General features: G+C 39.3%; 13 protein-coding genes and 1 tRNA gene. 4 read left to right on the plus strand and 10 right to left on the minus strand.

The window, feature by feature from the left end; all coding sequences use genetic code 11:
- Positions 1-74: 74 nt before the first annotated feature.
- The 3 genes from asnS to KO513_RS08230 are packed head-to-tail and all read left to right on the plus strand — an operon-like array spanning position 75 to position 3,616.
- A complete protein-coding gene (gene asnS, locus KO513_RS08220; RefSeq protein ID WP_215438543.1) occupies positions 75-1,508 on the plus strand; it encodes an asparagine--tRNA ligase in 1,434 nt (477 codons plus the stop codon).
- A 42-nt stretch (positions 1,509-1,550) separates the two neighbouring features.
- Positions 1,551-3,011 carry an RNA polymerase factor sigma-54 gene (gene rpoN / locus KO513_RS08225; RefSeq protein WP_215912989.1) on the plus strand — a complete coding sequence of 487 codons (1,461 nt, stop codon included), beginning with the start codon at positions 1,551-1,553 and terminating at the stop codon, positions 3,009-3,011.
- On the plus strand, positions 3,011-3,616 hold the full coding sequence (locus KO513_RS08230; protein WP_215912990.1) for a hypothetical protein: 606 nt from the start codon (positions 3,011-3,013) through the stop codon (positions 3,614-3,616). Before rpoN ends, KO513_RS08230 begins: the two co-directional genes overlap by 1 nt.
- 8 nt (positions 3,617-3,624) lie before the next feature.
- Here the strand turns inward: KO513_RS08230 and KO513_RS08235 are convergent, their stop codons facing one another.
- The 8 genes from KO513_RS08235 to KO513_RS08270 form a co-directional block, all read right to left on the minus strand.
- Positions 3,625-4,314: a porin family protein gene (locus tag KO513_RS08235; protein WP_215912991.1), complete on the minus strand. Its 690-nt coding sequence runs from the start codon at positions 4,312-4,314 to the stop codon at positions 3,625-3,627.
- Positions 4,315-4,387: 73 nt separating this feature from the next.
- Positions 4,388-4,870 (minus strand): ExbD/TolR family protein, encoded by a 483-nt coding sequence (locus KO513_RS08240; protein ID WP_215438547.1) that lies wholly within the window; start codon positions 4,868-4,870, stop codon positions 4,388-4,390.
- Between the two features lie 23 nt (positions 4,871-4,893).
- Entirely contained in the window at positions 4,894-5,520 is a 627-nt protein-coding gene (locus KO513_RS08245) for an ExbD/TolR family protein (RefSeq protein WP_215912992.1), read from the minus strand.
- Between the two features lie 15 nt (positions 5,521-5,535).
- Positions 5,536-5,976: a hypothetical protein gene (locus tag KO513_RS08250; RefSeq protein ID WP_215912993.1), complete on the minus strand. Its 441-nt coding sequence runs from the start codon at positions 5,974-5,976 to the stop codon at positions 5,536-5,538.
- Between the two features lie 24 nt (positions 5,977-6,000).
- Entirely contained in the window at positions 6,001-6,747 is a 747-nt protein-coding gene (locus tag KO513_RS08255) for a MotA/TolQ/ExbB proton channel family protein (RefSeq protein ID WP_215912994.1), read from the minus strand.
- Positions 6,748-6,991: 244 nt separating this feature from the next.
- Positions 6,992-7,079 (minus strand) — tRNA-Ser (locus KO513_RS08260).
- Positions 7,080-7,190: 111 nt separating this feature from the next.
- On the minus strand, positions 7,191-8,225 hold the full coding sequence (locus KO513_RS08265) for an asparaginase (RefSeq protein ID WP_215912995.1): 1,035 nt from the start codon (positions 8,223-8,225) through the stop codon (positions 7,191-7,193).
- A gap of 40 nt (positions 8,226-8,265) precedes the next feature.
- A complete protein-coding gene (locus KO513_RS08270) occupies positions 8,266-9,033 on the minus strand; it encodes a TatD family hydrolase (RefSeq protein ID WP_215912996.1) in 768 nt (255 codons plus the stop codon).
- Positions 9,034-9,070: 37 nt separating this feature from the next.
- Between KO513_RS08270 and KO513_RS08275 the strand changes: the two genes are divergently transcribed.
- Positions 9,071-9,511, plus strand: a complete 441-nt coding sequence (locus KO513_RS08275; RefSeq protein WP_215912997.1) for a retropepsin-like aspartic protease family protein — start codon at positions 9,071-9,073, stop codon at positions 9,509-9,511.
- A gap of 102 nt (positions 9,512-9,613) precedes the next feature.
- On the opposite strand, the gene odhB is transcribed toward KO513_RS08275, so the two are convergent.
- A complete protein-coding gene (gene odhB, locus KO513_RS08280) occupies positions 9,614-10,837 on the minus strand; it encodes a 2-oxoglutarate dehydrogenase complex dihydrolipoyllysine-residue succinyltransferase (RefSeq protein WP_215912998.1) in 1,224 nt (407 codons plus the stop codon).
- A gap of 48 nt (positions 10,838-10,885) precedes the next feature.
- Positions 10,886-13,699 carry a 2-oxoglutarate dehydrogenase E1 component gene (locus KO513_RS08285; RefSeq protein WP_215912999.1) on the minus strand — a complete coding sequence of 938 codons (2,814 nt, stop codon included), beginning with the start codon at positions 13,697-13,699 and terminating at the stop codon, positions 10,886-10,888.
- Positions 13,700-13,775: the final 76 nt, after the last annotated feature.

Below are 13,775 nucleotides of genomic sequence, written 5' to 3' on the forward strand. Positions count from 1 at the left end.
TGATTTAAACCGTTAGAAGTATTGATTCTTTTCTCAAAAACTTATCTTTGCGCTTCAATTTTCAAGTGACTTAGATGAACTCGTATAGCGTAAAAGAACTACTTTCAGAAAACCTCTTACTACAAGAAGTAACTATAAACGGATGGGTAAAAGCATTCCGAAGCAATCGCTTTATAGCCCTGAACGATGGGTCTACCATTAACAACCTGCAATGTGTTGTAGATTTTGAATCGTTTGACGAGAGCGTCTTAAAACAAATTAACACCGGAGCAGCTGTAAAGATTACAGGTACTTTGGTGGAAAGTCAAGGAAAAGGCCAGAAAGTTGAAATTCAGGTAAGCGACCTAGCCGTTCTTGGTGCCGCAGACCCGGAAACCTATCCTATTCAACCTAAAAAGCACTCATTAGAGTTTTTGAGGGAAAAAGCACATTTGCGCATACGTACCAATACGTTTGCTGCCATAATGAGGGTTCGTTCCGCATTGTCTTTTGCCATTCACCAGTATTTTCAACAAAACGGATTCAACTATTTTCATGCACCTATCATAACAGGTTCCGATGCCGAAGGTGCGGGAGAAATGTTCAAAGTAACAACTCTAGATAGCAAGAAACCACCATTGACCGAAGATGGCGAAATCAATTATAAAGAGGATTTCTTTGGAAAGGAAACCAATTTAACGGTTTCCGGACAGCTTGAAGCGGAAACGTATGCCATGGCATTGGGCAAGGTATATACTTTTGGCCCCACTTTTCGCGCAGAGAACAGTAACACATCTAGGCATTTGGCGGAATTTTGGATGATAGAGCCGGAAATGGCTTTCTTTGACCTTAACGACAACATGGATCTTGCCGAAGATTTTATAAAAAACGTTATTAAATACGTTTTGGAAAACTGCCAAGACGACCTTGAATTTTTGGAAAAACGTCTTTTAGACGAGGAAAAAACCAAACCACAGGCAGAACGAAGCGAAATGCCGCTGATTGAAAAGTTGAAATTTGTATCGGAGAACAGCTTCAAACGTGTAAGCTATACCGAAGCCATAGATATTCTAAGAAACAGTAAACCCAATAAGAAGAAAAAATTCCAATACCCTATAAACGAATGGGGTGCCGATCTACAAAGTGAACATGAACGTTTCTTGGTAGAGAAACACTTTAAGTGCCCGGTTATCTTATTTGATTATCCTGCCAAAATAAAAGCGTTCTACATGCGCCTAAACGAAGATGGCAAGACCGTACGTGCCATGGATATACTTTTTCCTGGTATTGGCGAAATTGTGGGTGGTTCTCAACGTGAAGAGCGCCTAGACGTCCTAAAAGAGAAAATGGCCGCTCTAGGGATAGATGAGGAAGAACTATGGTGGTATCTAGACCTTAGAAAGTTTGGTAGTGCCGTTCATAGTGGTTTTGGTCTTGGATTTGAGCGTTTGGTACTTTTTGCTACGGGCATGGGTAATATTCGTGATGTAATTCCTTTTCCACGAACTCCCCAAAATGCAGAATTTTAGTTAGAAATAGTTATCTTAGAAGGCAAGCTATATTAGTCCTAAATGCTAAAACAACACTTACAGTTTAAATTATCGCAGAAGCTATCTCCTCAGCAGATACAGCTAATGAAGTTGATTCAGTTGCCTACTCAGGCTTTTGAACAGCGGCTAAAGCAAGAGCTAGAGGAAAACCCTGCATTGGAAAGCGGCAAGGAAGATTTAGACGCAATGGACGATGAGTTTGCGGACACTTACGAAAATGAAGATTCGGATAGTGAAATCATTTCCGCGGAAGACATCAATATTGATGACTATTTAAGTGATGATGAAATACCGGACTACCGAACCAAAGCCAACAACTATAGCTCGGACGACGAGGAAAAAAACGTTCCCTATGCGGCGGGCACTTCATTCAATCAATATTTACTAAATCAACTTAACACGGTTTATTTAAATGATGAAGAATGGAGTATTGCCGAATTTTTAGTTGGGAGTGTAGATGAAAGTGGCTACATCCGTAGACCGATAGCCGATATTACGGACGACCTAGCTTTCACTCAGAATATCTATACTGATGAAGAAACAATTGAAAGGGTTTTAAAATTAGTTCAAAAACTGGACCCTCCCGGCGTTGCGGCCCGTTCGCTTGAAGAATGCCTCATCATTCAACTAAAACGAAAAGAAACTACTCCCAGTGTTGAACTCGCCATCACAATTCTTGAGAAGTCTTTTGAGCAGTTCACCAAAAAGCATTATAAGAAGCTTATTCAGAAGTACAATATTTCTGAAGAACAACTTAGAGATGCTATTTCCGAAATTGAGAAACTAAACCCAAAACCTGGGGGCTCTTATTCCGGAAACAACAGGATGATAGAGCATGTCGTCCCCGATTTCTCCATTCGCATTGTTGATGGGGAACTAGAACTTACCCTAAACGGCAGAAATGCACCGGAGCTACATGTTTCTAGGGAATACAACAACATGCTTAAAGGCTATAAAGACGCCAAGAAAAAATCAAAATCGCAAAAAGATACGGTCCTATTCATAAAGCAAAAATTAGACGCTGCCAAATGGTTTATAGATGCCATTAGACAACGGCAACAGACGCTTTTCATTACCATGAACTCTATCATGCACTACCAATCCGAGTACTTTCTTACCGGAGACGAGCGCAACCTTCGCCCTATGATACTAAAGGATATTGCAGATGAAATAGAAATGGATGTATCTACTGTTTCCCGGGTTGCCAACAGCAAGTACGTTGATACCCCTTACGGCACCAAATTGATTAAAGAGTTTTTCTCAGAGTCAATGAAAAACGACCAAGGTGAGGATGTTTCTACCAAGGAAATCAAGAAAATTCTTGAAACGGTTATTGGCGAAGAATCCAAGAAAAAACCCCTTACAGACGATAAACTAGCGGCAATTTTAAAAGAGAAAGGCTACCCTATAGCTCGTAGAACGGTTGCCAAATATAGAGAGCAGCTAGACATTCCTGTAGCACGATTGCGCAAACAAATTTAATGAAGGTTTTCTTAAAGGCCATATCCTACGTTTTTCACCCATTGTTTATTCCGGTAGCAGGAACCTTAGCCTACTTTCTAATTACGCCAAAATACAGCCCTATAGCCATTCAAAGTGCGAATGTCTTACCCATATTTATCTTAACGGTAATCATTCCTATAATCGTCTATTTTATACTTAAGAATTTAGGTTTGGTAACGAGTATTTTTATGTCATCTGCCAGGGAGCGTAGATACCCAATATACATTCACATTACTTTACTGCTATTCGTGGTTTACAAGGTTATTCCCAACACCAATATTGCTGAATTACACTTTTACTTTGTTGGACTCATAATCGCGTCTCTAACCACCCTAATTACGTTATTTTTTAAATTAAAAATAAGTATGCACCTCATGGGTATGGGGAGCTTGGTTATGTTTCTAACGGCACTAAGCATTCACTTTGAGGTAAACATAACCTTAGGGCTGAGCATATTTACATTGCTAACGGGACTGGTAGCTACTTCCAGACTATATCTCAAGGCACACACAAGAGCAGAGATAATACTAGGATTTTTAGTTGGCTTTCTTTCGCAGCTAATGATTATACGCTTCTGGCTTTAAACTTTGGTCTATAATATGTAGAAAATAAGCCCTATTCTAAGTGGCTTGGTATTTAAGCTCTCGTTTCCCACTACCACATTATCGTTAAAAACACCGGTTAAGGAATAATAGGCATGCAAGTTGAAGGTATTATACCCAAAGTTTAAGGTAAGTCCATATTGAAAGTCACGAATATCTTCATTATAAAAAGATATTTTACCAGTATCCACAGGCACTAACTTGGACCTTCCCCCAAAAACATATCCAAATTTCATCCCAGCATACAACCTCCAAAACTTATACTCAGAGGCTGTAGAGTTTCTCCAACGCACCTCAAAAGGCACCTCCAACATATGAGTTTCAATTTTATTACGCTTAAAGTCATTATCACTCTCAAGTATGCTATACAAAATTCCTGAAGCTGTTTCCTCTGCTTTAAGATTGGAATAATACGAATATACCCCGTAACCAAAACCAAGCCCTAATGCGGTAGTACGGCTATGATTTAAAGGGATATCCTTTATAAAACCCGCCTGTAAACCATAAGACAGGTTTCGCTGACTTACACCTTCTGGCTGATTCAAAAGAAAGTTATAGGTTATACCAATGTAAAATTGATCTTCAAAATATCTAGAATCAACGACTGTTGAATCTCCTACCACTTGACCATACATGCCAAAGCAGCACATAAAAAACAGAATAACAACATAACGAATCATAACTCAAAATTAAGCAAATAAAAAGCGCCTCAGAAAAAATTCTGAGGCGCTTGTCATATAAGTTTAAGAAATACTACTGCAAGTTATTAAAAGCATCTCCATCGTAAGTTGTATAGTTAACTTTCAATGCATTTACCTCTCTTAACTGTTGTTTAATATCAGATATTAAACCCATGTTAGCATTCTTATCTACTTTTAAAGCCGTTGTCAAAACATTTTGAAGTTCCTGTGGCTTCTTTGCTCTTTCTTGTAGAATATAATCACCTACATCAGAAGGAGAAGAAAACTTGTCGTTCAATTGAATTCTAGCTTCCTTTCCAAATTGAGCTACATACTGAGACGTTGGCTCACCTACGTAAATATATATTACCCGGTCCTTCTTTTCCAATTTCTTGGTCTCACTAGCGTTAGGCAAAGTATTCTCTACTTTCAATGTGTTATCTTTCATAACCGTTACGGTCATAAAAAAGAATAAAAGCATAAATACAATATCAGGTAACGCAGCAGTATTTACCGCTGGTAAACCTCCGTCCTTTTTCTTTTTAAACTTTGACATATATTATTCTTTTATACTCTTAATTAATTGGATGATCCGGTCTCTGCCTCAGATAACTTCTGTGGAAATAAATCTTGTATCCTTTTAACCTTCTCCTTTAGATCCTCTTTTCTACCGGAATCAGTTTCTGGATTCAAATATTCAGCTTCCATATCAGTAAAATCTCTCTTATAAAGACGTTGAGCCTCACGGTTTCTTAAATCGTTGTAAGCCCCTACCAATTCGTTTTGAACTGTTATGTAAGTGCTATACTTAGTCTCACGATCGTTCTTCAAAGAAATAATAGCCTTTGCCGGGTTATCAGATGACTCAGGAAGTCTCTTTCCTTGGCAGTAACTACAATATTCAGGAGAACCTGATGGTGCACCACCGTTATCCAAGAAAGCCATTGCCTTTTCTCTTAGACTCTTGATATCAGTAAGCTCATCTTCCACTAACAACTGACCATTACGGTTAATATTAACGGTAAAGATGTTCTTTTCCTTAATTACCGGTGGCTCTTCTGTAGGCGGCTCAATAGGTGGCAACATACGATCCAAACCTGCATCCGTTTCAATGGTTGTGGTAACCAAGAAAAATATTAGTAGCAAGAATGCTATGTCTGCCATTGATCCGGCGTTTACCTCTGCTGGTCCTCCTCTTCTAGACATAATTCAGTTCTTTAATTATTTTATCATTTTTCTCACACCACCCCAAAGCATAGACCCAACGGCCACCAAGGTTAATATGAAAAATACATTTATACCTGCTCCGATCTGCTTTATCTCAGCCTCATCAGTCGGTACACCTCTGTCTGCCATTTCCTGAACGCTAACATCGGTTCCGCTAGCCATTACAAAACCAATCCCAACAACTAAAAGGAAACCAACAACTACAAATAGTGTTTTCTTTAAATTAGCTGGATTAGAAAATAGGTTTTTAAGAGCAAATACAAGACTGAACACAACCGCTATTCCCAATAGCAACCAAGTAATAGCGAACATTCCGTTAAGAGCCCCGTTATTTACCGCCTCAGAGGCAGGTGTCTCAGACTCTGGAAGCATGAACCATAAGGCAGCGCCTATCAAGCCCACAACAACCAATATTATCTTTACAATTTTGTGCATAATTTTAGGTATTACGTGTGAAACTTATTTTTTGTGGTCCACCAACATGTCTATCAAAACAATAGACGAATCTTCCATATCATTAACGATACTATCAATCTTAGCGATAATATAGTTATAGAAGATTTGCAGGATAATAGCGGTAATAAGACCGAATACCGTAGTCAATAACGCTACCTGGATATCACCTGCAATAAGGGACGCACTTAAGTTACCCACTGCACTAATTTTCTGGAAGGCCTTAATCATACCAATTACCGTACCCATGAAACCAAGCATTGGAGCAATAGCGATAAATAAAGACAACCAAGAAACGTTTTTCTCCAATTGACCCATTTGAACACCACCATAAGCTACAACAGCCTTCTCAGCAGACTCTACACTTTCTCCAGCTCTATCCAAACCTTGGTAGTAAATGGAAGCAACAGGTCCTTTAGTGTTTCTACAAACTTCTTTAGCAGCTTCAACACCACCCGATGCCAATGCATCTTCTACTTGTTGTCTTAGTTTAGCAGTATTCGTAGTTGCCATGTTCAAATAGATGATTCTTTCGATCGCTACCGCAAGACCAAGAATCAAACATAAAAGAACAATACCCATAAAGCCGGCACCACCTTGTATAAACATTTCTTTCAACACTTGGGTGAAACCTTTTTCAGCTTCAGCCGGGGCATCTTGCAGCATCATTGCTGTATTAGCCATTGCATTAACAGTATTTGTACTCATTACAAACAACCCGCCCACGGCTAGGATAGAGGATAATTTTTTCATTTGTTCAAACTTAAATTAGTTATTTAATAGGGTTAAAGATAAAAAAAAATCACAATAAAAAAAGTAAAACTTCGTTGCATCGGGGAAGTGGTTGCCAAATACTGAGCAAGACATTGAAACAGGTTTTCACACCCGCGTCCGTGCCTGAACAAATCAAGCATAGACCTCCATTTTGCATATAAAAATTAAACTTACAAATATTTCCAGTTCAAACTAATTTAAACTGAAAAATCTTTTTGTTCTGCAGAGAGGAAGGGATTCGAACCCTCGATACACTTTTGGTGTATACACACTTTCCAGGCGTGCGCCTTCGACCACTCGGCCACCTCTCTATTTTAAACCTGTCCTTTTCTACCTTTTTACAAAAACAGACCAGACAAGATCACCCTTTTTAAGGGGTGCCCAAATAACAAAAAAAATATTAGTTGATGAAATTAAAACTATTAATTTTCTTGAATCTCTCCACGCAGCGAAGTCTCAAATATGCTCTTGAACAATTTTGGCGATACATTATTACCCAAAAGGTACATTAACTTGGCAATTGCAGCTTCGGTCGTAATGTCTTTACCATTAATAACTTGCAGCCGCTCCAACTGTTTACTTGTTTCATAACGCCCCATAGAAACACTACCTCCCGAGCATTGTGTAACATTTATAATATGAATATTATTTTCTTTTGCCTTTTCTAAAATATCTATGACCCAAGGCTCATTTGGCGCATTTCCGGCTCCATATGTTTCCAAAATTAAACCTTTTAATCCCGGAATAGCCACCACACTTTCCAAAACAGCAGGCCCAATACCTGGAAAAAGTTTCAAAGCCACAACATTGGTATCCATATTTTTATGGACCTTGAACCTTTTGCGCCTCACATAAGGTAGCAAATATTCTTCACTTACCTTTAAATGAACACCGGACTCAATCAATTCAGGGTAATTCAACGATGCGAACGCCTGAAAATGCTCCGCATTTATTTTGGTGGTACGATTGCCCCTGTACAATTTATATTCAAAATAAAGGCCTACCTCTTGCACTACAGGCCTTTTGTTTCGCTGCAAAGCCGCTATTTGAATGGAAGTAATCAGATTTTCCTTTGCATCTGTCCGCAAATCTCCAATGGGCAATTGCGATCCGGTAAAAATGACCGGCTTGGCCAAATTTTCCAACATAAAACTTAATGCAGAAGCCGTATAACTCATAGTATCACTACCATGAAGTACCACGAACCCATCATGGGAATCATAATGACTCTCTACAATAGAAGCTATCTCTACCCAATGCTTTGGGTTCATATTGGAAGAATCTATCGGTTCCTCAAAAGAAACGGAATCAATGGTACAATCCAACTGCTTTAACTCGGGTATATTCTTTAGTAATTTATCAAAATTAAATGCCTTAAGCGCCCCCGACTCATAATCCTTGACCATACCTATAGTACCGCCCGTGTATATTAAAAGGATGTTACTTTTATCTCCCAAACCCTACATATTTATTTTTATACTGAAGAAACAGGACGTTTTAAACCCCAAATACCTGCTTTGAATTTTCTGTGGTGACATCTGCTATTAGCTCCGTAGACACATTATAAACATCGGCCAGTTTTTCAAGCACATTCATAAGGTATGCACTTTCGTTTCGTTTTCCACGATATGGCACCGGAGCCAGGTAAGGCGAATCAGTCTCCAAAACGATATGCTCCAGTGGAATTTCAGCCAAAAACGTATCTATTTTTCCATTTTTGAAGGTAACCACACCACCAATACCCAGCTTCATATTATAGGATATTGCTTTTTGAGCCTGTTCCAGATTCCCCGTAAAACAATGGAAAATTCCATGCAACTCATCTCCTTTCTCACTCTCCAAAACCTCAAAAACCTCATCAAAAGCATCACGACAATGGATAACAATGGGCAATTTATACTTTTTTGCCAACTGAATCTGCGCCCTAAAAGCGTCTTGTTGCTCCTTTAAAAAGGTTTTATCCCAAAACAAATCAATGCCAATTTCACCAACGGCATAAAAATTACGTTGCTCAAGCATCTCCTCTACATGGCCCAACTCTTCCTTGTAATTCTCTTTTACATGAGTTGGATGCAAGCCCATCATCAAAAAAATATGTTCCGGGTATGATTTCTCTAGTGCCAACATAGCACCTGTATAAGTTGAATCAATAGCTGGTATAAAAAACCGTTTTACACCAATGGCAATTGCCCTATCAATAGCAATTTCCCTATCCTCATCAAAAGCTTCACTGTATAAATGTGTGTGGGTATCCGTTAGTATCATGCTGCAAAAATAGCCTTATCTTTGACAAAAAGAATACATGTCCTCTTTGAAAAGATTCCTACGAAAAAAAAAGTACACCCAAATCCCGTTAAAACTCACCAAAACCGATCACTTTGAGATTTCAGCTAAAATAAATGGTATTACCGGAAGATTCATTTTAGACACCGGGGCATCAAACACCTGTATTGGCATTGACAAAATAAAGCAATTTGGACTTGCCTCCGAAGCGTCTGAAATTAAAGCCGCAGGAGCGGGAGCCACGGATATGGAAACCCTTATATCTGACAAAAACAAAATTCAAATAGGCAACTGGAAAGCGAAAACTTTAAAAATTGTACTTTTTGATTTAGTTCATGTTAACCAAGCCCTAACCGCACACAACAGTTTTCCGGTAGACGGAATCATAGGTGCAGATGTCCTAAAAAAAGCAAAAGCAGTCATTGATTATGACAAATATTGTGTATATCTAAGAATGTAGGCAACATACCCCAAAGACGTAATTATGCAACAAGAAAAAACCCTAAAACTCTTTAAAAGACTTAAAAATTTTAGGGTTATATATTATAAGGAAGAGTATTTTCTACATTTCTAAAGCCTTCTTAACATTACCATCCATTAATAATTCTTCTGGATTTTCCAATGCTTCCTTAATGGCGACCAAGAATCCTACAGATTCTTTTCCATCAATAATACGGTGGTCATAAGATACGGCCACATACATTATAGGTGCAATAGCAATAGCCCCATCTCTAACAATAGGTCTTTCCACAATGTTGTGCATTCCTAAAATGGCACTTTGCGGTGGATTGATAATTGGTGTGGACAACATTGACCCAAAAACACCTCCATTAGTAATAGTGAATGTACCTCCGGTCATTTCATCTACAGTGATTTCACCTTCACGGGCACGAATAGCCAATCTTTTTACTTCCGCTTCAACCCCCCTAAAAGTAAGGTTCTCCGCATTTCTAATTACCGGAACCATCAATCCTTTAGGACCTGAAACCGCAATACTAATATCACAGAAATCATAGGAAACCATTTCCTTCCCATCAATCATTGAATTTACCGCCGGATACATTTCCAATGCACGAACTACGGCTCTTGTAAAAAAGGACATAAAACCTAAACCTACACCATGCTTGGCTTTAAAATCATCCTTATATTGCTTTCTAAGTTCAAAAATAGCAGACATATCAACCTCGTTAAAGGTGGTAAGCATTGCTGTTTCGTTCTTAGCGGAAACCAAACGCTCCGCAACTTTTCTGCGCAACATAGACAGTTTTGAACGCGTCTCTCCTCTACTTCCTCCGGTAGGTGTACCCATAGAAGGAACAGCGTTTACAGCATCATCCTTAGTGATACGCCCATCTTTTCCACTTCCTTTTACAGAAGAAGAATCGATACCTTTTTCACTCAATATTTTTCTAGCAGCAGGAGAAGCTACTCCTGAAGCATACGTTTCTTTTGCCTGTGCAGGTTGCGGCGCTTTTGCCTCTTCCTTTTTAGGCTCCGCTTTTTTATCTTCAGCTAAACCCTTTTCCGCAGCAGCCCCTTCTGGTTTTGCAGCATCTGTATCGATTAAACAAACTACGGCTCCAACGGCAACAGCATCACCAACTTCGGCCTTTAGCGTAATAACCCCACTTTCTTCAGCAGGAAGCTCTAATGTAGCCTTGTCTGAATCCACCTCGGCAATGGCCTGGTCTTTTTCAACGTAATCACCATCTTCTACCAACCATTCCGCAATTTCTACTTCGGTGATAGATTCACCCGGAGATGGGACTTTCATTTCTAATATCATGCTATACTTATTTGCTGTGTTATCTTTACTATTAAAATCGCCTAAACCTTAATCGTTAGTAGGTTTAGGTATTGGTTTTGACATATTATTCTTTGTCTTATCGAATACATAATCAATTACTTGCTGATGTCTCATTTTTGAACGCACCGCACTACCGGCCGCTGGAGAAGCATAAAATCTTCTTGAAGCTACCCTGAATTTGTGCGAATCACTAAAATGCATCATCATATGACTCCAAGCCCCCATGTTTCTTGGCTCTTCCTGTGCCCACACCAAATCGTCCACCTTGTCATATTTTGCAATGATTTCCTTCATTTTTTCAGTCGGAAGCGGAAACAATTGCTCTACACGAACCAATGCCACATCTTCCCTATTCTGCTCTTCTTTTACCGCCAATAAATCATAATAAAATTTACCGGTACAGAACACAAGAGTCTTTACCTTTTCTACAGTTACGGAAGCATCATCTATAACTTCTTGAAAACTACCGGTTGCCAATTCATCTACGGACGAAACTGCCTTAGGATGCCTCAATAAACTTTTTGGCGTAAATATGATAAGAGGTTTTCTGAAATTAACTTTCATCTGCCTTCTTAAAATATGGAACATCTGAGCTGGAGTTGAAACATCTGCTATGTACATATTGTCCCTTGCACAAAGCTGCAAATATCTTTCCATACGAGCAGAGGAATGTTCCGCTCCTTGACCTTCATAACCATGAGGAAGCAACATTACCAATCCGTTCTGTAGTTTCCACTTATCTTCTGCCGCAGAGATATACTGGTCTATCATAATTTGGGCACCATTACTAAAATCCCCAAACTGCGCCTCCCAAATAGTTAATGTATTGGGACTTGCCATGGCATAACCATAATCAAAACCAACTACACCATACTCGGACAATAATGAGTTATAAATCTGAAACTTAGCTTGCTTGTCACTAAGATGATTTAACAACATTACTTCTTCTTCACTCTCCTCTACCTTCATTACGGCATGTCTATGCGAAAAAGTACCACGTTCAACATCTTGACCGGACATACGCACACCATAACCTTCTTGCAACAAAGTACCATAAGCCAATAATTCGCCCATAGCCCAATCTAGCTTATCGGTCTCGAAGAACATGTTTTTACGGTCTCTCACCAATTTCTCTACCTTACGCAAGAATTTCTTATCCTTTGGCAGTTGTGTGATTACCTTTGCCACCTTGGTAAGTTCCTCCTTATCAACAGTGGTATCTACTTTCTCCATCATCTCCCACTCACGAACATTGGAAAAACCTTTCCATTCGTCCGCCATAAACGGAGTGATTTCCGTTTTATCTTCTTTACGGGAATCTACAAGCTCTTCTTCCAAAGAAGCCTTGTATTCCTCTTCTAATTTTTTTACATAGTCGGCCTCTATAATTCCTTCCGCCAACAATCTTTCCGCATATATATCACGCGGATTTTGATGCTTAGCTATAGCCTTGTACAATTTAGGTTGTGTAAAACGAGGCTCATCACCTTCATTATGACCATACTTCCTATACCCTAGCAAATCAATAAACACATCTCTATTAAAACGCATACGGTATTCCAGAGCAAAAAGTGAGGCATGCACCACAGCTTCTGCATCATCTGCATTTACATGCAGAACAGGACTTAAAGTAACTTTACCCACATCCGTACAGTAGGTAGACGTACGTGCATCTAAATAGTTTGTGGTAAAACCTATTTGGTTATTGACCACCATATGAATAGTTCCGTTGGTCTTATAGCCATCCAAATTAGCCATCTGAACCAACTCGTACACAAGACCCTGGCCTGCAATAGCCGCATCACCATGCACAACTATTGGCAATACTTTTGAAAAGTCATCCGGAAAATGAGCATCTTGTTTTGCACGGGCTATACCCTCTACAACGGCACCAACGGTTTCCAAATGCGATGGATTGGGTGCAATGTTCATTTTTATTCTGTTACCGTTATCCGTTTTACGTTCGGACGTCCAGCCTAAATGGTATTTTACATCACCATCAAAAATCTCTTGCTCATAATCCTTACCATCAAACTCGCTAAAGATATCCTTTGCGGCTTTTCCAAAAATATTGGTAAGTACATTAAGTCTCCCCCTGTGGGCCATTCCCATAACAAACTGCTCTACACCAAGCTCGGCAGCACGCTCCACTACAGCATCCAAAGCAGGAATCAATGACTCATTACCTTCTAGGGAAAATCGTTTCTGACCTACATATTTAGTATGCAAAAAACCTTCGAACGAAACAGCCTGATTCAATTTTTTCAGAATCCGTCTTTTGTGCTCGGCATCAAATTTTGGGTGATTGTCATTTACGTTCAACCAATTCTGAATCCACTCAACACGCTCCGGTTTACGGATATACATATATTCAACACCAATAGCATCGCAATAAATATGTTGTAAATGATCAATAATTTCTTTTAGACTACTTGCTCCAATACCAATAATCTCACCGGCATTGAAAACCGTATCCATATCACCTTGTGAGAGTCCAAAGTTCTCAATATCCAGTGTAGGCTCATATTGTCTACGTTCGCGAACAGGGTTTGTTTTAGTAAACAAATGCCCTCGGCTACGGTAACCATCAATCAAGCGAATAACCTGAAACTCCTTTTGAAGCGACTCCGGCATTTGCTGTACAGCACCGCCCTGTGCGCCACTCTCAGCTATTAAAGCCTCAACATCCAACCCGTCAAGAGCAGATTCGGTTCCAAAATCGAAACCTTGAAAAAAGGCACGCCAACTAGGTTCTACACTGTCGGGATTGATAAGATACTTGTCGTATAATTCCGCAAAAAAAGAAGTATGAGCGGTATTTAGAAAGGAATATTTGTCCATAGAAGATTCTCTGTCATGCAAATAAATGGGTACAAAAATACAATATTTCCCATTTCTGGGATGTATCTTAGTATGC

Origin of the sequence: Zobellia sp. B3R18 (genome assembly GCF_018860715.1) — a bacterium.
Lineage (GTDB): Bacteria > Bacteroidota > Bacteroidia > Flavobacteriales > Flavobacteriaceae > Zobellia > Zobellia russellii.

Excerpts from the sequence above, each read along its gene's own strand:
- asnS (WP_215438543.1), top strand. The coding sequence starts at position 75 with ATGAACTCGTATAGCGTAAAAGAACTACTTTCAGAAAACCTCTTACTA.
- rpoN (WP_215912989.1), top strand. The coding sequence starts at position 1,551 with ATGCTAAAACAACACTTACAGTTTAAATTATCGCAGAAGCTATCTCCT.
- KO513_RS08230 (WP_215912990.1), top strand. The coding sequence starts at position 3,011 with ATGAAGGTTTTCTTAAAGGCCATATCCTACGTTTTTCACCCATTGTTT.
- KO513_RS08235 (WP_215912991.1), bottom strand. The coding sequence starts at position 4,314 with ATGATTCGTTATGTTGTTATTCTGTTTTTTATGTGCTGCTTTGGCATG.
- KO513_RS08240 (WP_215438547.1), bottom strand. The coding sequence starts at position 4,870 with ATGTCAAAGTTTAAAAAGAAAAAGGACGGAGGTTTACCAGCGGTAAAT.
- KO513_RS08245 (WP_215912992.1), bottom strand. The coding sequence starts at position 5,520 with ATGTCTAGAAGAGGAGGACCAGCAGAGGTAAACGCCGGATCAATGGCA.
- KO513_RS08250 (WP_215912993.1), bottom strand. The coding sequence starts at position 5,976 with ATGCACAAAATTGTAAAGATAATATTGGTTGTTGTGGGCTTGATAGGC.
- KO513_RS08255 (WP_215912994.1), bottom strand. The coding sequence starts at position 6,747 with ATGAAAAAATTATCCTCTATCCTAGCCGTGGGCGGGTTGTTTGTAATG.
- KO513_RS08270 (WP_215912996.1), bottom strand. The coding sequence starts at position 9,033 with ATGATACTAACGGATACCCACACACATTTATACAGTGAAGCTTTTGAT.
- KO513_RS08275 (WP_215912997.1), top strand. The coding sequence starts at position 9,071 with ATGTCCTCTTTGAAAAGATTCCTACGAAAAAAAAAGTACACCCAAATC.
- odhB (WP_215912998.1), bottom strand. The coding sequence starts at position 10,837 with ATGATATTAGAAATGAAAGTCCCATCTCCGGGTGAATCTATCACCGAA.
- KO513_RS08285 (WP_215912999.1), bottom strand. The coding sequence starts at position 13,699 with ATGGACAAATATTCCTTTCTAAATACCGCTCATACTTCTTTTTTTGCG.